This is a genomic window from Pseudomonas aeruginosa (genome assembly GCF_001457615.1).
GTDB lineage: Bacteria > Pseudomonadota > Gammaproteobacteria > Pseudomonadales > Pseudomonadaceae > Pseudomonas > Pseudomonas aeruginosa.
Genome location: NZ_LN831024.1, coordinates 1,635,172 through 1,655,979, shown reverse-complemented (window position 1 = coordinate 1,655,979; position 20,808 = coordinate 1,635,172). Strand labels below are relative to the sequence as shown.

The window sequence follows — 20,808 nt, the reverse complement described above, 5'->3', positions numbered from 1 at the left end:
GCACGAGCGCGTCGGCACAAGCCGACGCGCTCGTCGCGACTGGCCGGGACTCAGCGTACCCCGGCGTTGCGCAGGGCGGCCGGCGTGTAGTCGGCGGACGAGGCCTTGAAGCCGAACTCGTAGCCGCGCTTCTCCTCGTTGTTCATGCCCAGCGCCAGGTAGCGACCGGCTATCACGTCGTAGAGCGCCTCCAGGGTGTAGCCGGCGACCTTCTGGTCGTAGTGGTACTGCGCGTGGCCCTCGCCGACCCGCCAGAGCTGGCCGCGACCGTCGTAGTGGTCGACCAGGGCGATCTGCCAGCTGTCCTCGTCGATGTACATGTGGCGCTTGGCGTAGATGTGCCGCTCGCCCGGCTTCACCGTGCCGACCACTTCCCACACCCGGTGCAGCTCGTAGCGGGTCAGGTCCTGGTTGATGTGCCCGGCCTTGATGATATCGCCGTACTTCAGGGTCGGGTCGTTGAGCTTGTAGGCGTTGTAGGGGATGTACATCTCGCGCTTGCCGACCAGCTTCCAGTCGTAGCGGTCCGGGGCGCCGGAGAACATGTCGAAGTTATCCGAGGTGCGCAGGCCGTCGGCGGCGGTGCCCGGGCCATCGTAGGCCACCTGCGGGGCGCGCCGCACGCGGCGCTGGCCGGCGTTGTAGACCCAGGCCAGGCGCGGCTCCTTGACCTGGTCGAGGGTCTCGTGGACCAGCAGCACGTTGCCCGCCAGGCGCGCCGGCGCGGTCACCTGCTGCTTGAAGAAGGTGAGGATGTTGGCCGCCTTGCTCTGGTCGAGGTCGGGCATGTTCTGCGGGAATGCCACCGACTCCTCGAAGCGGATCGGCGTGAAGCTGCCGTTGGTCTGCGGGGTGGCCTGGACGATGGTGCGCTTGAGGTTGCCGCCGCGGTAGCGGGTGATGTGGTTCCAGAGCACTTCGACACCGTTCTTCGGGATCGGGAAGGCGTAGTAGCGGCTCTTCTCGAAATTCGACAGGCCGTTGCCGTCGTTGATCGGCTGCACGTTCAGCGCGCTCTGCTTGACCGCCTCGTCGATCTCGGCCGGCAGGGCCACCGTGCGATGGGTCTTGTACACCGGGATCCGGTAGGTTTCCGGGTAGCGCTTGAACATCGCCAACTGGCCGTCGGAGAGCTTGTCCTTGTATTGCTCGACGTTCTGCGCGGTGATGGTGAACAGCGGCTTCTCGTCGGCAAAGGGATCGGAAAGGAAGCCCTTGCCATCGACCTTGCCGGCGCTGGCCGCGAGGCCGCCGGTCCAGGCCGGGATGCTGCCGTCGGCGTTGCCTTCCTTCTGCGCGCCGATGGGGGTCAGGCTGCTGCCGAGCTTGGCGGCCTCGTCGGGCGAAACCGCCGCCGTCACCGAACCGGCCAGCAGGCTGAGGGCCAGCGCCCCGGAGGACAGGAGTCGTGCTGTTTTCATGCGTCGTTATCCTTGTTCGTATCCGCGAAAGCGGCCGCCCCGAGGGGCGGCGGACCTCAGAAGTTCACCCCGAAGCTCACCGCGAGGAAGTCGCGGTCGTTGATCGGGTTGTAGTTGCCGCCGAAGAAGTCGGTGTAGCTGATGCTGGCGGTATAGGTGTTCTGGTAGTCGGCATCGAGGCCGACGCTGACGGCCTTGGCGCCCTCGCTGAAGTTCGGCCCGTAGCCCTCGACGTCGTGCGACCAGGCCAGGTTCGGCTTCAGGTTGACCCCGGCGAACACGTTGGGATATTCGAGGATCCCACGCAGGCGGTAGCCCCACGAGTTGCGGGTGTAGAAGCCGTGGCTGTTGCACTCCTGCGGGTTGGCCACGTTGAGCGCGCCGGTGCACAAGGCGTTGTTCGGCAGTTCGCCGATGCCGTAGATGGCGTCGCGGCCGTAGCGCAGGTCGTCGCCGTCGACCCCGCTGAGGTGGTTGTAGCCGACTTCGCCGACCACGGTCAGGCGGTCGGCCGCCAGTACCCGGTCGAAGAACTGGGTGACGGTCACCTGTGCCTGGGTCACCGGCTTGCGCACGTAGCCGTTGATCACCTCGCCGGCGCGCGGGGTGGCGAAGCCGCTGTCGTAGATCGGGTTGCCGAACAGGGTGGTCGGGTAGATCGCGGCGATCGACATGTCGGTGCTGTTGATTTGTAGCGGCATGTTCGGCCGGTAGCTCAGCTCGCCGGCCACCGAGGTGCTGCCGATGTTGGTCTGGAAGCTCAGGCCGTAGAGGCGGATGTCCTCGGGATAGTCGATGAAGTAATAGCCGGTGGAGCGCCCGGTGACCGGGTCGGAGGTGGCCAGGCCGTTGCCGGCGATCACACTGTAGTACGGGTTGCGACTGTGGTAGTTCATCGCGTACAGGCCGAACTCGGTGTCGTTCAGCTCCGCCGCGTACCAACGCAGGGCCAGGCCCCACTGGCCGCTGTCGCGGGCATCGCGATCGCCGGCGCGCGGCAGATAGCGGTAGCCGTTGGCCGGGTTCGGGTCGAAGTCGCTGCCGGCATAGACCATCCGCTCGCAGCCATCGGCGACCACGTCGGTGGTGGAGAAGAAGGTGCCGCAGTTGTCGATCACCGTCTGGTCCCACTCCAACTGGTAGAAGCCTTCGACGGTCAGCGCGTCGCTGATGCCCTGGGACAGGTAGAGCATGTTCACCGGGATCAGGCCTTCCTTGATCTCCGCGCCGGGCCGGCGGAACGCGGCGACGTCCATCGGGTTGATGCTGTTGATCGAATTCTGGATGAACGTGCTCTCGCCCCAGCTCACCACCTGCTTGCCGACCCGCACGCTGCCGGGCAGGTCGCCGATACTGTAGTTGTGGTAGAGGAAGGCATCGAGCAGCTGCGCCCCGGAGGACTTGGCGCCCTCCTTGCGATTGTGGTCGTCGATGTCGTAGAGCAGGCGGTGTTCGTCCTTCAGCTCGAAGTCGTACCAGTACTTGCCACGGAAGAACGCGCCGGTGTCGCCGTACTTGAGTTCGAGATCGTGGATGCCCTTGAAGATCTTCGAGAAGGTTTCGCCCTTCTTGAAGTTGAGCCGGCCGTCGTCGGAGGTCTGCGACGAGGCGTGGCCGCCGTTGCGGGTGCCGATGTAGTCCTTGTCGGCGGAACGCATGGACCAGCTGGCCCCCACCGACAGCGACGAGTCGAATTGCCCTTCGATCTCCCCGATGTTGAATGACACGGCCGAGGCCTGGGTGGCGCAACCCAGGGCTGTGGCCGCAGCGAGTGCGTGCAGAGGGAAGATTCCGCGCCTTTTTGTTGTTGTCATGCGGCTCTCCTGACAGGGTCGAGGTGGCTACACCCTACCCAGCGGCCCGAACGGCGGTAAGCGCACCAAGGAGGTATTCCGGCTGTCGCCCGAAAGAGTGAACAGGGGCCCTGGAAAGCGCCTCGGCGAACGCCATATGCAGGATGGATACGCCGTCATCCAGTGCATGGATGACGGCGCGGCACTGTTCCGCCGGCGGCGGCGATGGCATCCTTCGCTGCATGCAGCCCGAACAGACCATTCCCGCCGACCGCGATCTCGCCGACGCCACCCGCGAGACGGTCATGCGTTATCACCTCAGCTGGAAGCACCGCGACATCGACGCGGTGATGGCGCTCTATCATCCCGAGGTCGAATACAACGACTTCTTCCAGAACCGCCGGATGCGCCTGGCCGATCTCCGCGAGTACGTCGAGGCGACCATGCCCAAGGGCCCCGACGAGTCGCTGGAGCACACCGACCGTATCCGCTTCGACGGCGATACCGCCTTCATCCAGTACCGCCTGCGGGTGACCCTCAGCGGCCGCCTGGCTTCGTTCCGCGCCAGCGAGGCGATCACCGTGCGCGACGGCCTGATCTGGCGCATCAACGAATACGCCTCGCTGGTCCACGAAAGCGGCGGCGGAGCCCAGGCCGGCGGCGACGGCCGGCCGCCGGCCAGCCGCCTGGGGCTTTCGGCCAAGCAGCTGAGCCTGCTGGCACGCGACCTGGAGCACTACTTCCAGCAGGCCCAGCCCTATCTCGATCCGGACCTGGACCTGACCCAGGTGGCCAATGCCACCGGCTATACGCGCAACCAGATTTCCTACCTGCTCAACCAGGTGCTCGGCCTGAGCTTCTACCAGTACGTCAACCAGACCCGCCTGCAACACCTGCTCGGCCAGCTTTCCGGCGAGCTGCCCGGACGGGTCGACGAACTGGCCTTCGCCGCCGGCTTCAATTCGCTGTCGGCCTTCTACCGCTGCTTCCGCCAGCACACCGGCCAGTCTCCGCGCGAATACCTGAAGCGCCTGTCGTCGCGCCGCTGAGATTTCCCAGCGGACCCGCGCGCACGACAGGCGCACGGCATCTTCCTACTCTTGCCGCATTCCCCCTTCCCTCTCGCTATGGAGCCCTCTATGTCGGCCTGGCGCCACCTCAGCCTGTGGATGAATCAACTGGACGATCCGCTCGAAGCGCGCCCGTCCCTGGAAGAATCCCTCGAGGTCGACGTGGCCATCGTCGGCGCCGGCTACACCGGCCTCTGGACCGCCTATTACCTGAAGCGCCGGGCGCCGCAGTTGCGCGTCGCCATCGTCGAGGCAGAAACCGCCGGCTTCGGCGCCTCGGGGCGCAACGGCGGCTGGCTGATGGGCAACCTGCTCGGCGAGGACGGCCTGCTCGCCGGCTTGCCGCCGGAGCGGCGCCGGGCCGGCTACGACCTGCTGCACGGGATTCCCGACGAAGTCGCGCGGGTGCTGCAAGAGGAAGGCATCGACTGCGACTACCGCAAGGGCGGCGTGCTCTACTGCGCGGCGCGCTACCCGGAACAGGAACGCCGCCTGCGCGCCTATCTGCATGATCTCTATGCCGAAGGCCTGGACGAAAGCGACTACCGCTGGCTGACGCCGCAGGAACTCGACCAGCAGTTGCGCATCCCCGGCAGCTACGGGGCGATCCATTCGCCGCACTGCGCCACCATCCAGCCGGCCAGGCTCGCGCGCGGCCTGGCCCGCGCGGTGGAGCGCCTGGGCGTGCGGCTGTTCGAGAAGAGCCGGGTGCTGCACTGGCAACGCGGCCTGCTGCGCACCGAGCGCGGCGAACTGCGCGCCGAATGGATCGTGCCGGCGGTGGAAGGCTACGCCGCCAGCCTGCCGCCGCTGGGCCACTACCAGTTGCCGGTGCAGAGTCTGCTGGTGGCCACCGAGCCGCTGCCGTCGTCGGTCTGGGCGGAGATCGGCCTGGAGCGCGGCCAGGCCTTCAGCGAATTCAGCCGCCAGGTCACCTATGGCCAGCGCACCGCCGACGACCGCCTGGCCTTCGGCGCGCGGGGCGGCTACCGCTTCGGCGGCAAGCTGCGCAGCGACTTCAGCCTCGACGACGAGGAAGTCGGCCTGCGTCGCTACCTGTTCGGCGAACTCTTCCCGCTGCTCAAGGACGCCAGGATCAGCCACACCTGGGGCGGCAACCTCGGCATGGCCCGGCGCTTCCGCCCGCACATGTTGCTCGACCGCGCCAGTGGCATCGCCCTCTCCGGCGGCTACGGCGGCGAAGGGGTCGGCGCCAGCAACCTCGGCGGCCGCACCCTGGCCGCGCTGATCCTCGGTGAGGACAGCGAGCTGCTGCGGCAGCCCTGGGTGCTGGGCGAGCGTCCGCTGGACAGCCTGGCCCGCTGGGAACCGGAACCCTGCCGCTGGCTCGGCTACAACGCGATCATCCGCAGTTTCGTCCATGAGGACCGGGTCCTTGCCGACCCGCACAGCGCGCCCTGGCGCCGCAGCCTGGCGCAAACCCTCGCGGCCGGCATGGAAAGCCTGATGCGCTGAGAATCCCCTCCACCTCCCACAGAGGAAAAACCGCATGGCCCTGACCCTTCTGAAAAATACCGCCGGCGCCGATCTTGGCGCCGCCAGCCCGGTCGCGGTGCCCCTTGGCGAGCCGGTCGCGCAGACCCGCGCCTACGCCGTGGAGCGCACCGACCAGGTGGAAACCGGCATCTGGGAATGCACCCCCGGACGCTGGCGGCGGCAGATCGTCGAGCAGGAGTTCTGCCACTTCCTGCAAGGCCGCTGCACCTTCACCCCGGACGGCGGCGAGACCATCCGCATCGAGGCCGGCGATGCCCTGCTGCTGCCGGAGAACAGTCTTGGCGTGTGGGATGTGCAGGAAACCGTGCGCAAGAGCTACGTGATCATCCACCGCTAGCCCGGGCGGCGCGACGGCGTCACTCGAAGCGCCCGTGGCGCCCCTCGCCGTCCTTGAAGCGCTGCGCGCCCTCCAGGGTCTCGCCGCTCTCGATCACCGCCAGCCCGCCCTGGAATTCGTTGGCCAGGGCCACGTCGAAGGACAGTTCCCACTGCGCGTATACGCTGGCGCGATCGGCGAGCATGCAGGTCTGCGGGAAGGCGGCGAGTTCCGCCGCCAGCTCCTCGGCCTCGGCTCGCGCCGAACCGCTCGGCACCACCCGGTTGGCCAGGCCGATCTGCAACGCTTCGTCGGCCTTCACCGGACGCCCGGTGAGGATCAGGTCGAGCGCCCGGCCCTGCCCGACGATCCGTGGCAGGCGCACGCTGCCGCCATCGATCAGCGGCACCCCGAAACGCCGGCAGAACACTCCGCAGATAGCGTCCTCGGCCATCACCCGCAGGTCGGCGAGCAGCGCCAGCTCCAGCCCGCCGGCCACCGCATAACCTTCGATGGCGGCGATCAGCGGCTTGCCGAGCTGCATGCGGCTCGGCCCCATCGGTCCGTCGCCCTCCGCCTCCAGGCGATTGCGCCGCTCGCCATCCTCGGCCACCGCCGCCAGGTCGGCGCCGGCGCAGAAATTGCCGCCGCTGCCGGTGAGTACCGCGACCCGCGCCGTATCGTCCGCTTCGAACTCGCGCAGGGCGTCGGCCAGGGCCTGGGCGGTCGGCCGGTCCACCGCATTGCGCCGCTCCGGGCGAGCGATGACCAGGGTGGTGACCGGGCCGTTGCGTTCGACGATGACACTCATGACAGACTCCCTGCGGAAAAAGCGAAAAAAGACACCGGCCGGATGGCAGAAGACCGGCGTCAGCCGGTCTTCACCTTAGTCCTTTTCCCGCAGCCGCGCCGCATCCGCCGGGCGTCTCAGAGCGCGTGCTTCTGCAGGTTGGCCATCATTTCACGGAGCGCCTCGACGTTGTCCGCCGGGTGCGCGGCGTTCTCGAAGTCGCAGATCTGCTGCCAGTGCGCGGCCACGTCCTCGGCGTCGAAGCCGGCCTTCGGATCGAAGCCGAAGCCCAGGCTGCGTTCCCAGCGTACCTTGCCGATCCAGCCACCGCCGACCTCATAGAGCCCCGAGGTATCCTCGCAGGCCGAACTGCCGAGGTAGACCACCAGCGGGCTGACCAGCTCCGGCTTGAGCTGCTCGAAGACCTGCGGCGGGATCAGCCCCTCGGTCATCCGCGTACCGCCGGTGGGGGCGATGGCGTTGACCAGGATATTGTTCTTGCGCCCTTCCAGGGCCAGGGTGCGGGTCAGGCCGTAGAGGCCGAGCTTGGCCATGCCGTAGTTGCTCTGGCCGAAGTTGCCGTAGATGCCCGAGGTCGAGGAGGTGAACACCACCCGCCCGTAGGCCTGCTCGCGCAAGTGCGGCCAGGCGGCGCGAGTGACCTTGTAGGCGCCTTCGACATGCACCTGGTAGACCAGGTCCCAGTCGGCGTCCTCCATCTTGTGGAAGGTCTTGTCACGCAGGATGCCGGCATTGTTGACCACCACGTCGACGCGACCGAAGGCATCCAGCGCGTTCTCCACGATCCTGCCGCCGTCCGTGACCGAGTCGTGGTTGGCCACCGCGGTGCCGCCGGCGGCACGGATCTCCGCCACCACCTTGTCCGCCGCCGAGGCACTGGCGCCTTCGCCATGGGTGCTGCCGCCGAGGTCGTTGACCACCACCCGGGCGCCATGCTTCGCGAACAGCAGGGCGTGGGCGCGGCCAAGGCCGCCGCCGGCTCCGGTGACGATCACGACTTGGTCGTCGAAACGCAGGGCATCGCTCATGTTCGGGACTCCAGGGCAGTAGGAAGGATTGCCCGAGTGTCGGCCAGCCCGCCGGCGGGGACAAGGCTTCGCGCCGCCATGAATGGCGCCCGATAAGGCAGCGGGATGTTCCGCTTCAGTCGAACGGAATGTACAGCCGGCCACGCGGGCCGAGCTTGAACAGCCACCAGTCGTAGTTGTGCCGGACCACCACCAGCAGCAGGCTGCCGAGCAACGCGAGGCCGGCGCCGACGGCGTACCAGCGACTGCCTTCCTGCCAGCACAGGTAGCCGAGCCCGAGCGCCAGCAGCAGGCCGAGTTCGGCGAGGACCATCCCGGACTGGCGGATGAACGGTTGCGCCTGCACCATCTGGCGGAACAACCAGGAGCCCTCGTCGAACACGCGCAAGGGAGAAACGGGATCGTGCATGGAGACCTCCATGGGTGACGAAACGCCTCGTCCAGCGAGGCGCCAGCACCCTAGCCCCGATCCTTGCGCGATGGCACTTGCTGCAATCTCAAACTCGCTTAAGAAAACTCTGAATCATCCAGTCGGGCGCGAAACGCCAGGTAATGTTCGAGCACCGCCGCCGGCGCTTCGATCTGCGGATAATGGCCGATGCCATCGAGCAGCACGCAGTCGGCATCGGCGACCAGTTGCCGGTAGCGCTCGACCATGTGCGCCCCGGAGATCGGGTCGACGGCGCCGTCGATCACCCGCAACGGCACCCCGCCGTGCTGCAACGCCGCCACCCAGCGCTCACGCTGCTCGCGGCGGTCGACGATGTAGCGGATCAGGCGATGCATCACCCGCTGCCCCTGGTTGCTTTCGATCAGGCTCCAGAAGGCATCCAGCTCGGTCTCGCCGGGCTGGCTGCGCGGGCCGAAGACCTTGGCGAAGTTGCGCGCCAGGGCGCGGCGGTCGAACAGCCGGCCGAACAGCCCGCCCAACGGGCTCAGCAACAGCTTCTGGCTGAGCACCGGGCGGTGCGTTTCCGGGAACAGCCCACCATTGAGGAACACGCAGGAGGCGAGCCGCAGCCGGCCTTCGTGATGGCGGGCGAGCAGTTCCTGGGCGACGCTGTCGCCGTAGTCGTGGGCCAGCACGTGCAGCGGCTCGTCGATTCCCAGGCGGCCGAGCAGCGCCTGTTGCAGGTCGGCCTGCTCCAGCAGGCTGTAGCGATGGGCGCGCGGCTTGGCCGAATCGCCGAAGCCGAGCAGGTCGCAGACCAGCACGCGGTAGCGCTGCGCCAGCGGCTCCCAGAGGTAGTGCCAGTCCCAGGCGGCGCTGGGAAAACCGTGGATCAGCAGCAACGGCCGACCCTGCCCGGCTTCCCAGTAGCGGATCGGGAAGCCCTTGAAATCCAGGGTGCGGCCCCGCCTCCGCCAGGCCTCCAGTGGAATGCCGGGCAGCGCCGCGGTCACTGGCGGTAGCCCGGGTTCTGCTGGTCGAGCTTGCGCAGCAGCGCCGGCCAGGCGAGCTGGCCGCCCATGCCGGTCTTGCTGCGCATCACCCCGGCGATCATGTCGCGCGCGCCGGCGAGGATCTGCCCCGGGATGTGGATCAGCTCGGCGCCGCCGCTCTGCGCCATCACCTGTACCTCGCAGGCGCGTTGCAGGGTGAACATCATGAGGAAGGTATCGGCGATGGAACCGCCGCAGGTGAGCAGGCCGTGGTTGGGCAGGATCAGGAAATTGCTGGCCCCCAGGTCGGCCTGCAGGCGGGCCTTTTCCTCATGGTTCAGGGCGACGCCCTCGTAGGCGTGGTAGGACAGGCTGGAGAGCACGAACAACGATTGCTGCGACAGCGGCAACAGGCCCTGCTTCTGGCAGGACACCGCGATCCCCGCGGCGGTATGGGTGTGCAGCACGCACTCGACGTCGTGGCGGACCTCGTGCACCGCGCTATGGATGGTGTAGCCGGCCGGGTTGATCTCGTAGGGGCTGTCCATCAGCTTCTTGCCGCTGGCATCCACCTTCACCAGGCTGGAGGCGGTGATCTCGTGGAACATCAGGCCGAACGGGTTGATCAGGAAGTCCTCGGTGCCCGGCACCTTGGCCGAGATGTGGGTGAAGATCAGGTCGTCCCAACCGTGCAGGGCGACCAGCCGGTAGCAGGCAGCGAGATCGACGCGGGTCTGCCATTCGGCGGCGGAGACCTGGGCTTGCACATCGGCGGGCAGGGAGTGAACGGCGGTCACGGCGGCATCCTCTTTTGTCGTTATCGGATGCCCGCAGTCTAGCCCCGCCCTCCTCCGGCGACTGTCGCCGGGCTTACACTCGCGCGCCGGCTGAATGGCGGAGGATTCAGCCGGCCTATGCGCGCAGGCTACAGGCAGTGGGCGACCAGGGGCGCGACCAGCAGGTTGAACAGCCCGGTGAGAACCATCAGCAGACCGGCCGCCGAACCTTCCTCGCCGCCGAACTCGTAGGCCCGACTGGTGCCGGCGCCGTGCGCGCCGACGCCGAACAGCGCGCCGCGGGCCAGCGGCGTGCGCAAGCGCAGGACGCGCAGCAGGGTGCCGCCGATCACCGCGCCGAACACCCCGGTGATCATCACGAAGGCGGCGGTCAGTTCCGGCACGCCACCCAGGTCGTGGGACATCTCCATGGCGAACGGCGTGGTGATCGAGCGCGGCAGCAACGACAGCGTGACCTGGCCGTCCAGCGCCAGGGCCTGGGCCAGCGCCCAGGAGCTGCCGATGGCCACCGCGGTGCCGGCGAACATCCCGGCCAGCAGCGCCGGCCAGTGGCGCATCAGCAGCTCGCGCTGCTGCCAGATCGGGATGGCGAAGGCCACCGTCGCCGGACCGAGCAGCGCCACCAGCCAATTGGTGTCGCGGGCGTAGTCGGCGTAGCGGGTATGGGTGGGAATCGCCAGGGCGTAGAGCAGCACCGGGACGAACACGATGGGCGACAGCCAGTACCACTTCACCCGGCGGTACAGCTGGCGGCTCAGCAGGTAGCCGCCGACGGTCGCCGCCAACCAGAACAGGGCTTGCTTATCGAGACTCATGGCGCGCCCTCCAGCGGCACATCCACTCCACCGACACCGCGGTGACCAGCATCACCAGCAGGGTGCTGAGCATGATCACCAGGAGGATGCGCCAGCCCTCGCTGCGTAGCAGCGCGCCGTAGTCGAGCAGGCTCATCAGCGCCGGGATGAAGAACAGCAACATCTCCGCCAGCAACAGGCCGGCGCCGGCCTGCAGCCAGGCCGGACGCAGCAGGCCGCTGGCGAACAGCAGCAACAGCGCCGCCAGGCCGACCACCCCGCCCGGCAGCGGCAGGCCGATGGCCTTCGCCAGCCAGCCGCCAGCCCACCAGAAGGCGATGAGTACCGCCAGTTCGGCGGCAAGGCGGGACAGACGGCGGACGAGCGGGGGCAACATGGGAAAGGCCTTGGCTGGGAAATCGGGGATGGAGAAAGGATAAGGCCCGGCCTATCATCCCCAAAGCGAATTGTCCGCATGAGAGCCATTCCAGAATGGAATTCCGTCAACTCCGCAGCTTCGTCGAAGTGGTCCGCCAGGGCAGCTTCACCCAGGCGGCGCAGGTCCGCCACGCCAGCCAGTCGACCATCAGCAAGCAGGTCGCCCAACTGGAGCAGAGCCTTGGCGTGCAGGTATTGGAACGCAACGGGCCGCACGTGCGCCTGACCGACGCCGGCGCCGTGGTGTTTCGCCGCGCCGAGGAGATGCTGCGACTGCGCCGCGACCTGCTCAGCGAACTGGACGACCTCAGCCAGCTCAACCGCGGCGAACTGCGCCTGGGCCTGCCGTTGCTCGGCGCCGACGCGCTGTTCGCCCAACGCTTCGCCGAATACCGGCGGCGCTATCCGAACATCGCCGTGCACCTGGTGGAAGGCGGCAGCAAGACCATGGAGCAGGCGGTGCTGGCCGGCGAGCTGGAACTGGCCGGCAGCCTCACCCCGGCGGACGACGGCTTCGACTACCAGCCGTTCTGCAACGAACCGCTGGACGTGCTGCTGCCGGCCGGGCATCCCAAGGCCGCTGCCGCCAGCGTCGCCCTCGGCGAACTGGCGGACAGCCCGTTCCTGCTCTACCAGCAGAGCTTCACCCTCAACGACCGCCTGCTGCGCGCCTGCCTGGAGGCCGGCTTCAGCCCGCGCGAAGGCGGCCGCAGCGGCCAGGCCGACTTCCTCGGCGCGCTGGTGGCGGCCAACCAGGGAGTGGTGCTGCTACCACGGGTGATCGCTCGCGAGATCGAACGCCCGGGAGTGGTGCGGGTCCTGCTCAGGGAGCCGGACCTGCGCTGGGACATCGCCTTCATCTGGCGCCGTGGCGGCTACCTGTCGCGGGCGGCGCAGGCCTGGCTGGAGCTGCTGCGCGAGCAGCCGCTGGAGGAAAGCCCGGCGTAGGACGAATAACCGCCAGCTCGGCAGAGGCTACGGCGGATAACGCCTGGGGGCGTTATTCGCCCTACCGCTTGCTCCCTCCCCGTGTAGGGCGAATAACCGCTACGCGGTTATCCGCCACCTCGGCAGGCGTTTCGGCGGATGACGCCTGGGGCGTTATTCGCCCTACCGCTTGCTCCCTCCCCGTGCAGGGCGAATAACCGCCACGCGGTTATCCGCCACCTCGGCGGGGCAGGCCCGGGATCAGCCCTTGAGGGCGGCGGCGAACTCGGCCAGCCAAGGCTCGGCGTCGGTCTCGGGGGTAACGGTTTCGCTGGCATCCAGGCGCAGCATCGGCAGCACTTCGCGCACGCCCAGTTCGCCGAACAGTTCGCGAACCTGCTCGCCGCCACCGCAGAACGTGTCGCCGTAGCTCGAATCGCCCAGGCCGATGACCCCGCCCGGCAGGCCGTGCCAGGCCGGCAGTTGGTCGCGGATCGCGTAGTACAGCGGTTGCAGGTTGTCCGGCAGTTCGCCCATGCCGGTGGTCGAGGTCACCACCAGGAATGCCTCGGGGGCGAAGGCCTTGAGTTCGTCGAGGCTGGCGCGAGGCAGATGGGAGGCCTCGAGGCCGGCCGCGGACAGCAATTTCTGGGCGTGCCGGGCGACTTCTTCGGCGGTGCCGTAGACCGAGCCGGAGAGAATGGCGACTTTCATGAACACTCCGTAAGCCAACAGGGGTAAGCCGGGCATTATGCCGCATGCGTTCGCCGAGCGGGACGCACCGAATCAATGCAGACAGGCCACAAAAGCACCATTTCGGTGCGCGCCCTGTCATCGGGATGTCATCGCGCTGCCGTAGACACGGCAGCGAACCTTCGCCACCACGGCGGGAACGATCCTTGCCTGTCCTCCGACGCAGCCCACCACCCCCGGCGCTGCGCCGTTGTCCGAGGGCGCCCACGAAGCGCGCTCAACCGTTCCAGGAGATACACGATGTCTACCGCTCCCGTTACCCTGCTGGTGGCCCGCCGCGTCGCCGCCGGCCGTTACCGCGACTTCCTCGCCTGGCAGCGCGAAGGCGAAGCCCTCGCCGCCGACTTCCCCGGCTACCTCGGCTCCGGGGCGCTGGCGCCGCCCGCTGGCGGAGACGAATTCCAGATGATCTTTCGCTTCGCCGACGACGCCACCCTCGCCGCCTGGGCCCACTCCGCCTCGCGCCAGGCCTGGCTCGAACGCGGCCAGGGACTCTTCGACGAACCGCGCGAGCACCGCGCCCACGGCCTCGCCGCCTGGTTCGACGACAACCGCAAACCGCCGCGCTGGAAGCAGAGCGTGGCGATCTGGCTGGCGTTCTTCCCGGTCTCGCTGGCCTTCAACCTCGGCGCCGGCCCCTACCTCGGCGAGCTGTCGCTGGCCGCGCGGGTGCTGCTCAGCACCCTGGTCCTCACCCCGTTGATGACCTACTGGTTCATCCCCCTCTCCAGCCGCCTGCTCGCCCCCTGGCTGCACCGCCGCCCGCAGCGCGCCGCCAGCCTGCCGGAAGCGCACTGACGGCTTGCCGCCCACCCCGGCGGGGTGGGCCGTAGCGCAAGGCTTTGCCCGACTGGCTCAGTCGGGTACCCTGCATCCATCCGATTCCCTTCGCCTGCTGTGAGAGTCCCATGGCGACAGCCCCGATCCTGATCACCGGCGCCAGCCAGCGTGTCGGCCTGCATTGCGCCCGCCGCCTGCTGGCCGACGGCGAGTCGGTGATCGTCAGCTACCGCAGCGAACGCCCGGCGCTGGACGAACTGCGCCAGGCCGGCGCGCTGACCCTGCACGCCGACTTCGCCAGCGAGGCCGGCATCTTCGCCTTCATCGGGGCCCTCCGACAGCATACCGACAGCCTGCGAGCGATCGTCCACAACGCCTCGGACTGGGTCGCCGAGACGCCCGGCCACGAAGCCGAGGCGTTCCAGCAACTGTTCAGCGTGCACATGCTCGCGCCCTACCTGATCAACCTGCACTGCGCCGAGCTGCTGGAACGCTCGCAGCCTGCCGACATCGTTCACCTCACCGACGACGTGGCGCGCAAGGGCAGCGCCCGGCGTATCGCCTACTGCGCGAGCAAGGCCGGGCTGGACAACCTGACCCTGTCGTTCGCCGCGCGCTTCGCGCCGAGGATCAAGGTCAACGCCATTTCACCGGCGCTGGTGATGTTCAACGACGGGGACGACGCCGAATACCGCGCCCGCACCCTGGCGAAATCCGCCCTCGGCATCGAACCGGGGCCGGAAGTCATCTACCAGAGCCTTCGCTACCTGTTGGACAACCCCTACGTCACCGGGACCACCCTGACCGTGAACGGCGGCCGCCACGTCAAGTGAGGCGCCAAGGACCCCTTATGAACCCAGCACTTTCCCAGCATTACCGGGAGATCCTCGTCGGTCTCGGCGAAGACCCGCAGCGCGAAGGCCTGCTCGACACCCCGAAGCGCGCGGCCAAGGCCATGCAGTACCTCTGCCACGGCTATGGCCAGACCCTGGAGGAAATCGTCAACGGCGCGCTGTTCGCCTCGGACAACGATGAAATGGTCATCGTCCGCGACATCGAGCTGTACTCCCTGTGCGAACACCACCTCCTGCCCTTCATCGGCAAGGCTCATGTGGCGTACATTCCCACCGGCAAGGTGCTCGGCCTGTCGAAGGTGGCGCGGATCGTCGACATGTTCGCCCGCCGCCTGCAGATCCAGGAGAACCTCACCCGGCAGATCGCCGAGGCGGTCCGCCAGGTGACCAGCGCCGCCGGCGTGGCGGTAGTGATCGAGGCCCAGCACATGTGCATGATGATGCGCGGGGTGGAGAAGCAGAACTCGCAGATGTTCACCTCGGTGATGCTCGGCGCGTTCCGCGACTCGAACACCACCCGCCAGGAATTTCTGCAATTGATCGGAAGGAGCAAGTGACATGCCGCGACTGGAACCGGGAATGGCGCGAATCCGCGTCAAGGACCTGCGCCTGCGCACCTTCATCGGGATCAAGGAGGAGGAAATCCTCAACAAGCAGGACGTGCTGATCAACCTGACCATCCTCTACCCGGCCGCGGACGCCGTGGAGGTCAACGACATCGAGCACGCGCTGAACTACCGCACCATCACCAAGGCGATCATCCGCCACGTCGAGGAGAACCGCTTCGCCCTGCTCGAACGGATGACCCAGGAAATCCTCGACCTGGTGATGGAGAACCCGGCGGTGCGCTACGCCGAGGTGGAAGTGGACAAGCCGCACGCGCTGCGCTTCGCCGAGTCGGTCTCGATCACCCTCGCCGGCCACCGCTGAGGCGGCCGACGAGCGAACCGCGCGAAGACGCGCACAAGCGTTGCCCGCCGGCCGCGCCAACTCTTATCATCGCCGGACCTGGCCCTGTGCCTTCACCCTGCCCCGAGCCATCGTCGAGAAACACCGCCATGACCGCAGCCAACCTCACCGAACAGCAACGCCTGGAACTCGAAGCCGCCGCCTTCCGCACCCTGGTCCATCATTTGCAGACCCGCAAGGACGTGCAGAACATCGACCTGATGAACCTCGCCGGTTTCTGCCGCAACTGCCTGTCCAAGTGGTACAAGGCCGCCGCCGACGACCTCGGGGTGGAAGTCAGCAATGACCAGGCCCGCGAAGAGATCTACGGCATGCCCTATGCCGAGTGGAAAGCCAAGTACCAGAAAGAAGCGAGCCCGGAACAACAGGCCGCCTTCGCCAAGAGCCAGGGCAACGCCTGAGGCCACCGGGCCCCTTGCCAACCCTGCCCCAGACACCATGAGCCTGTTTCGATGACCCTGACCGACTTCCGCGCGCGTCTGCGCAGCGAACACCACCTGTTCACCGACACCCTGGCGTTCATCGCCGAGCACTACAGCTACACGCCGAGCGCCTTCGACAACGGCAGCGTGAGCAACCCGGCCGGGCAGAACGAAGGTTCCTGCAAGACCCTGGGCTTCGCCATCCTCGAGGGCCTCAGCCTCGAGGAAACCCTGCTGGCCTTCGGCGAGCACTACCGTGCGGTGCGCGACAACCCGGAAGGCGACGACCACGCCAACATCCGCGCCCTGCAACAGACCGGCCTGGCCGGCGTGCATTTCGAGCGCCAGCCCCTGTCGCGCCGGGGCTGAGAAGTCCCGGTCGCCCCCACGGCGGATAACCGCGAGCGGTTATTCGCCCTACCGACCGCTCCATAGCGACCCACGCCAGCCGTCGCCACCGGCCGGCCTTGCCGATACGCGACGAAAAAAGGCGGGGCCCCATCGGGGTCCCCGCCCTTCTCGCCGCCGCAAGCGCGGCGCAGCCAGCGTCACAGCTTGGCGATGGATACCTCGGTGGACTTGACGAAGGCGATCACTTCGCTACCGATGGCCAGCTCCAGTTCCTTCACCGAACGCGTGGTGATCACCGAAGTGACGATCCCGGCGGCGGTCTGCACGTCGATCTCGGAGAGCACCGGCCCTTCGATGATTTCCTTCACGGTGCCCTTGAACTGGTTACGAACGTTGATGGCTTTGATGGTCATGGCGTTTCTCCTGGGGGGATTCGGAACGAGGCATGGTTGCTTAGAGCGCCCAGCGCAGTTGCGTGGGCAGGGGTGAAACGGGCTCGGGTTGCGGCGGCAGCTCCGGCTGCGCCAGCACCCGGTTGAGCACTTCGGCTTCCAGCGCGGCCAGTCGCGCCGAGCCACGCGAGCGCGGCCGGGGCAGTTCCACCGGCAGGTCGAGGCCGATCTCGCCGTCCTCGATGAGGATCACCCGGTCGGCCACCGCCACCGCCTCGCTGACGTCGTGGGTGACCAGCAGGACGGTGAAACCGTGTTCGCGCCAGAGTCCTTCGATCAGTTGCTGCATCTCGATCCGGGTCAGCGCATCGAGCGCGCCGAGCGGCTCGTCGAGCAACAGCAGGCGCGGCTCGTGGATCAGCGCGCGAGCCAGCGCGACGCGCTGCTTCTGCCCGCCGGACAGGGCCGCCGGCCACTCGTTGGCACGCTCGGCCAGGCCGACCGCCCGCAGCGCCTGCAGGGCCTTCGCCCGCCAGTCGCCGCGCAGGCCAAGGCCGACGTTGTCGATCACCCGCTTCCACGGCAGCAGGCGCGAGTCCTGGAACATCAGCCGGGTGTCCTCGCGGGCCTCGGCCAGCGCCGCCGAGCCGGCCAGCAACTCGCCGCGGCTGGGCTGGTCGAGGCCGGCCAGCAGGCGCAGCAAGGTGCTCTTGCCGCAGCCGCTGCGGCCAACGATAGCGACGAACTGCCCGGCCGGAACCAGCAGGTCGATGTCCTTGAGCACCTCGCGCTCGCCGAAGCGCCGCGCCACTCCGCGCAGGGCCAGCGGGATACCGCGCTTGAGGCGCTGCGGAGTGCCGCCAAGGGCGGCGTTGTGGGCATTCATGCGCCACCTCCCTTGACCTGGTAGGCCGGGTGCCAGCGTAGCCAGACGCGTTCCAGGCCGCGGGCGGCGAGGTCGGCGAGCTTGCCGAGGACGGCATAGAGCAGGATCGCCAGGACCACCACGTCGGTCTGCAGGAACTCGCGGGCGTTCATCGCCAGGTAACCGATGCCGGAGCTGGCGGAAATGGTCTCGGCGACGATCAGGGTCAACCACATGAAGCCGAGGGCGAAGCGCACCCCGACCAGGATCGACGGCAGCGCGCCGGGCAGGATCACCTGGCGGAACAGGGCGAAGCCGGACAACCCGTAGCTGCGCGCCATCTCCAGCAGGCCGGGGTCGATGCCGCGGATGCCGTGGTAGGTGTTCAGGTAGATCGGGAACAGCGTGCCGAGGGCGACCAGGAAGATCTTCGCCGACTCGTCGATGCCGAACCACAGGATCACCAGCGGGATCAGCGCCAGGTGCGGCACGTTGCGGATCATCTGCACCGAACTGTCGAGGAAGCGTTCGCCCCACTTCGACAGGCCGGTGACGAAGCCCAGCACCAGGCCGATGGCGCCGCCGATGAGAAAGCCGATCGCCGCGCGCCAGCCGCTGATCGCCAGGTGCTGCCAGATCTCGCCGCTGCGCAGCAGCGCCCAGCCGGCCTCGAGTACGGCGCTGGGCGCGGGGAGGATGCGGCTGGACAGCCAGCCGAACTCAACCGCCGCCTGCCACACCGCCAGCAGGACCAGCGGCAGCGCCCAGGGCGCCAGGCGCTCGGCCAGTCGTTTGGAAATGCTCATGTCGTTCGCTCCGACCGCTCTCAACTCTGCGCGGCCTGCCGGGGCAGGATGTCGTTGGCCACCATCTCGCCGAACGGGCTGACATAGCCGCGTCCCTCGGGCTGCGCCGGGCGCTGCACGTCGAGGTGCGGGAACAGCAGTTCGGCGACCCGGTAGGACTCTTCCAGGTGCGGATAGCCGGAGAAGATGAAGGTATCGATGCCCAGCTCGGCGTACTCCCTGACCCGCGCCGCCACCGTCGGCCCGTCGCCGACCAGCGCGGTGCCGGCGCCGCCGCGCACCAGGCCGACGCCGGCCCAGAGATTGGGGCTGACTTCCAGGTTGTCGCGCGAACCGCCGTGCAGCGCGGCCATGCGTTGCTGGCCGACCGAGTCGAAGCGCGCCAGGGAGGCCTGGGCGCGGGCGATGGTGTCGTCGTCGAGGTGCGCGATCAGGCGATCGGCGGCCTGCCAGGCTTCCTCGCTGGTCTCGCGGACGATCACGTGCAGGCGGATCCCGAAGCGCACCTGGCGGCCCTGGCGGGCGGCCTTCTCGCGTACCTGGGCGATCTTCTCGGCAACCGCCGCCGGCGGCTCGCCCCAGGTCAGGTACAGCTCGACCTGCTCGGCGGCGAGGTCCTGGGCGGCCTCCGAGGAGCCGCCGAAGTACAGCGGCGGACGCGGCTGCTGCAACGGCGGATAGAGCAGTTTGGCGCCCTTCACCTGGATGTGCTTGCCGGCGTAGTCGACGGTCTCGCCCTCCAGCACACGACGCCAGATGCGGGTGAATTCGACCGAGGCCTCGTAGCGTTCGGCGTGGCTCAGGTGCAGGCCGTCGCCAGCCAGTTCGTCGGGATCGCCGCCGGTGACCAGGTTGAACAGCGCGCGGCCGTTGGACAGCCGGTCCAGGGTCGCCGCCTGGCGCGCGGCGACGGTCGGCGAAATGATCCCGGGACGCAGCGCGACGAGGAACTTCAGGCGCTGGGTTACCGGGATCAGCGAGGCGGCGACCAGCCAGGAGTCCTCGCAGGAACGTCCGGTGGGGATCAGTACGCCGCCGAAGCCCAGGCGGTCGGCGGCCTGGGCGATCTGCTGCAGGTAGCCGTGGTCGACGGCACGGGCGCCCTGGGTGGTGCCCAGGTAGTGGCCGTCGCCGTGGGTGGGAAGGAACCAGAAAATCTCGAGGCTCATCGCAATTGACTCCAGGGTGAGCGCGCCGGCGTGGCGTAGCCGCGCGATGATCGTGTCGGTATGTGGGCGGTACGGGCTCAGGGTGCGCTGGCGACCTTGCCGGCCGGTGGCGTCCAGATCACGTCCTTGATGCTCAGCGGTTTGGGAATCAGCTTCAGCTGGGTGAAGGTGTCGGCGATCTTCTGCTGCGCCTCGACCACCGCCGGGGTGATCAACTGCGCGCCGTAGCCCTGGCGCTTCACCGCGGTCAGGGTGATGTCGGCGGGCAGCCCGAGCAGCGGCGCGACCTGCTCGGTCACCTGCTGCGGGTTGGCCCGCGACCAGTCACCGACCTCGCGGATCTCGTCCACCAGCTTGTCGAGCACCTGCGGATGCCGTTGCGCGTAAGTCCGGGTGGCGAGGTAGAACTGGTGGTTGTCGACCAGCTCGCGACCATCCACCAGGACCCGCGCGGACAACTGCTTCTCGGCGGCGGCCTGGTAGGGGTCCCAGATCACCCAGGCGTCGACGCTGTGACGCTCGAAGGCGGCGCGGGCGTCGGCCGGCGGCAGGTAGACGGGTTGGATGTCGCTGTACTTCAGGCCGGCCTGCTCGAGGGCGCGGACCAACAGGTAATGCACGTTGGAGCCCTTGTTCAGGGCGACTTTCCTGCCCTTCAGCTCGGCCACCGACCGAATCGGCGAGTCCTTCGGCAGGAGGATCGCCTCGCTGGTCGGCGCCGGCGGTTCGTAGGCCACGTAGAGCAGGTCGGCGCCGGCGGCCTGGGCGAAGACCGGCGGGGTTTCGCCGGTCACGCCGAAGTCGATGCTGCCGACATTGAGTCCCTCGAGCAGTTGCGGGCCACCGGGAAACTCGGCCCATTGCACCTTCACGCCGTCTTCGGCGAGACGTTTCTCCAGGGTGCCGCGGGCCTTGAGCAGGACCAGGGTGCCGTATTTCTGGTAGCCGATCCGCAGGGTGTTGGCCGACTTCTCGTCGGCCTGAACGCCGTAGGACAGGGCCGCCACCAGCAGGGCCGCCAGTCCAAGACGCAAAGCGATGGTGCGCATGGCGCTCTCCTTTGTCGTTGTGGGTGCCGAACCTGCCGCGCCGTTGACGGAACAGTGAGGTCGTCGTGTGTGCGTTGTGCAATCGGGCCGCGGCGCGCGTGC

25 protein-coding genes are annotated in these 20,808 nt (G+C 68.0%); 10 read left to right on the top strand and 15 right to left on the bottom strand.

Annotated features, from left to right (window positions below):
- Positions 1-50: 50 nt before the first annotated feature.
- Both AT700_RS07655 and AT700_RS07650 read right to left on the bottom strand, forming a co-directional pair.
- Positions 51-1,421: a DUF1329 domain-containing protein gene (locus tag AT700_RS07655; RefSeq protein WP_003102338.1), complete on the bottom strand. Its 1,371-nt coding sequence runs from the start codon at positions 1,419-1,421 to the stop codon at positions 51-53.
- A gap of 56 nt (positions 1,422-1,477) precedes the next feature.
- Positions 1,478-3,235 carry a DUF1302 domain-containing protein gene (locus AT700_RS07650; protein ID WP_003102337.1) on the bottom strand — a complete coding sequence of 586 codons (1,758 nt, stop codon included), beginning with the start codon at positions 3,233-3,235 and terminating at the stop codon, positions 1,478-1,480.
- Positions 3,236-3,519: 284 nt separating this feature from the next.
- Between AT700_RS07650 and AT700_RS07645 the strand changes: the two genes are divergently transcribed.
- From AT700_RS07645 to AT700_RS07635, 3 genes are all read left to right on the top strand, one after another.
- Positions 3,520-4,263 carry an AraC family transcriptional regulator gene (locus AT700_RS07645; protein WP_003119583.1) on the top strand — a complete coding sequence of 248 codons (744 nt, stop codon included), beginning with the start codon at positions 3,520-3,522 and terminating at the stop codon, positions 4,261-4,263.
- 90 nt (positions 4,264-4,353) lie between these two features.
- Positions 4,354-5,760, top strand: a complete 1,407-nt coding sequence (locus AT700_RS07640) for an NAD(P)/FAD-dependent oxidoreductase (RefSeq protein WP_003102335.1) — start codon at positions 4,354-4,356, stop codon at positions 5,758-5,760.
- Between the two features lie 34 nt (positions 5,761-5,794).
- On the top strand, positions 5,795-6,139 hold the full coding sequence (locus AT700_RS07635; protein ID WP_003091873.1) for a cupin domain-containing protein: 345 nt from the start codon (positions 5,795-5,797) through the stop codon (positions 6,137-6,139).
- Between the two features lie 19 nt (positions 6,140-6,158).
- Here AT700_RS07635 and AT700_RS07630 read toward each other — a convergent pair whose 3' ends face one another.
- From AT700_RS07630 to AT700_RS07600, 7 genes are all read right to left on the bottom strand, one after another.
- The gene (locus AT700_RS07630; protein WP_003091874.1) at positions 6,159-6,929 is read right to left on the bottom strand and encodes a crotonase/enoyl-CoA hydratase family protein; all 771 of its coding nucleotides are present in this window, start codon (positions 6,927-6,929) and stop codon (positions 6,159-6,161) included.
- Positions 6,930-7,045: 116 nt separating this feature from the next.
- A complete protein-coding gene (locus AT700_RS07625; RefSeq protein WP_003111019.1) occupies positions 7,046-7,957 on the bottom strand; it encodes an SDR family oxidoreductase in 912 nt (303 codons plus the stop codon).
- 115 nt (positions 7,958-8,072) lie between these two features.
- Positions 8,073-8,366 carry a hypothetical protein gene (locus tag AT700_RS07620; RefSeq protein ID WP_003111018.1) on the bottom strand — a complete coding sequence of 98 codons (294 nt, stop codon included), beginning with the start codon at positions 8,364-8,366 and terminating at the stop codon, positions 8,073-8,075.
- Positions 8,367-8,464: 98 nt separating this feature from the next.
- Positions 8,465-9,361, bottom strand: coding sequence for an alpha/beta fold hydrolase (locus AT700_RS07615; RefSeq protein ID WP_003102328.1), 897 nt, complete (start codon positions 9,359-9,361; stop codon positions 8,465-8,467).
- Positions 9,358-10,137, bottom strand: coding sequence for a class II aldolase/adducin family protein (locus tag AT700_RS07610; RefSeq protein ID WP_003114490.1), 780 nt, complete (start codon positions 10,135-10,137; stop codon positions 9,358-9,360). Before AT700_RS07610 ends, AT700_RS07615 begins: the two co-directional genes overlap by 4 nt.
- Before the next feature lie 128 nt (positions 10,138-10,265).
- On the bottom strand, positions 10,266-10,952 hold the full coding sequence (locus tag AT700_RS07605) for an LrgB family protein (RefSeq protein ID WP_003102323.1): 687 nt from the start codon (positions 10,950-10,952) through the stop codon (positions 10,266-10,268).
- On the bottom strand, positions 10,939-11,328 hold the full coding sequence (locus tag AT700_RS07600) for a CidA/LrgA family protein (protein ID WP_003091885.1): 390 nt from the start codon (positions 11,326-11,328) through the stop codon (positions 10,939-10,941). Before AT700_RS07600 ends, AT700_RS07605 begins: the two co-directional genes overlap by 14 nt.
- A gap of 95 nt (positions 11,329-11,423) precedes the next feature.
- Here AT700_RS07600 and AT700_RS07595 point away from each other — a divergent pair, with 95 nt between their 5' ends.
- Entirely contained in the window at positions 11,424-12,317 is an 894-nt protein-coding gene (locus tag AT700_RS07595) for a LysR family transcriptional regulator (RefSeq protein WP_003114492.1), read from the top strand.
- A gap of 240 nt (positions 12,318-12,557) precedes the next feature.
- Here AT700_RS07595 and AT700_RS07590 read toward each other — a convergent pair whose 3' ends face one another.
- On the bottom strand, positions 12,558-13,010 hold the full coding sequence (locus tag AT700_RS07590; protein WP_003102319.1) for a flavodoxin: 453 nt from the start codon (positions 13,008-13,010) through the stop codon (positions 12,558-12,560).
- A 279-nt stretch (positions 13,011-13,289) separates the two neighbouring features.
- Here AT700_RS07590 and AT700_RS07585 point away from each other — a divergent pair, with 279 nt between their 5' ends.
- The 6 genes from AT700_RS07585 (at position 13,290) to AT700_RS07560 (ending at position 16,443) form a co-directional block, all read left to right on the top strand.
- Positions 13,290-13,847 carry a hypothetical protein gene (locus AT700_RS07585; protein WP_003111015.1) on the top strand — a complete coding sequence of 186 codons (558 nt, stop codon included), beginning with the start codon at positions 13,290-13,292 and terminating at the stop codon, positions 13,845-13,847.
- A gap of 110 nt (positions 13,848-13,957) precedes the next feature.
- Positions 13,958-14,662, top strand: a complete 705-nt coding sequence (folM, locus tag AT700_RS07580) for a dihydromonapterin reductase (protein ID WP_003091895.1) — start codon at positions 13,958-13,960, stop codon at positions 14,660-14,662.
- 17 nt (positions 14,663-14,679) lie between these two features.
- Positions 14,680-15,240: a GTP cyclohydrolase I FolE gene (gene folE / locus AT700_RS07575; RefSeq protein ID WP_003091896.1), complete on the top strand. Its 561-nt coding sequence runs from the start codon at positions 14,680-14,682 to the stop codon at positions 15,238-15,240.
- Position 15,241: 1 nt separating this feature from the next.
- Positions 15,242-15,613 carry a dihydroneopterin triphosphate 2'-epimerase gene (gene folX, locus AT700_RS07570; RefSeq protein WP_003091897.1) on the top strand — a complete coding sequence of 124 codons (372 nt, stop codon included), beginning with the start codon at positions 15,242-15,244 and terminating at the stop codon, positions 15,611-15,613.
- Positions 15,614-15,741: 128 nt separating this feature from the next.
- Complete coding sequence (locus AT700_RS07565; RefSeq protein WP_003091898.1) at positions 15,742-16,053, top strand: DUF1244 domain-containing protein; 312 nt, start codon at positions 15,742-15,744, stop codon at positions 16,051-16,053.
- A gap of 51 nt (positions 16,054-16,104) precedes the next feature.
- Positions 16,105-16,443: a HopJ type III effector protein gene (locus AT700_RS07560; RefSeq protein WP_003091899.1), complete on the top strand. Its 339-nt coding sequence runs from the start codon at positions 16,105-16,107 to the stop codon at positions 16,441-16,443.
- A 179-nt stretch (positions 16,444-16,622) separates the two neighbouring features.
- Here the strand turns inward: AT700_RS07560 and AT700_RS07555 are convergent, their stop codons facing one another.
- From AT700_RS07555 to AT700_RS07535, 5 genes are all read right to left on the bottom strand, one after another.
- Positions 16,623-16,838, bottom strand: a complete 216-nt coding sequence (locus tag AT700_RS07555; protein ID WP_003091900.1) for a TOBE domain-containing protein — start codon at positions 16,836-16,838, stop codon at positions 16,623-16,625.
- A 40-nt stretch (positions 16,839-16,878) separates the two neighbouring features.
- Positions 16,879-17,703 carry an aliphatic sulfonates ABC transporter ATP-binding protein gene (gene ssuB / locus AT700_RS07550; RefSeq protein ID WP_003102311.1) on the bottom strand — a complete coding sequence of 275 codons (825 nt, stop codon included), beginning with the start codon at positions 17,701-17,703 and terminating at the stop codon, positions 16,879-16,881.
- Positions 17,700-18,488: an aliphatic sulfonate ABC transporter permease SsuC gene (gene ssuC, locus AT700_RS07545; RefSeq protein ID WP_003102309.1), complete on the bottom strand. Its 789-nt coding sequence runs from the start codon at positions 18,486-18,488 to the stop codon at positions 17,700-17,702. Before ssuC ends, ssuB begins: the two co-directional genes overlap by 4 nt.
- 20 nt (positions 18,489-18,508) lie before the next feature.
- A complete protein-coding gene (ssuD, locus tag AT700_RS07540; protein WP_003091910.1) occupies positions 18,509-19,657 on the bottom strand; it encodes an FMNH2-dependent alkanesulfonate monooxygenase in 1,149 nt (382 codons plus the stop codon).
- Positions 19,658-19,734: 77 nt separating this feature from the next.
- Positions 19,735-20,706: a sulfonate ABC transporter substrate-binding protein gene (locus AT700_RS07535; RefSeq protein WP_048520853.1), complete on the bottom strand. Its 972-nt coding sequence runs from the start codon at positions 20,704-20,706 to the stop codon at positions 19,735-19,737.
- Positions 20,707-20,808 lie beyond the last annotated feature (102 nt).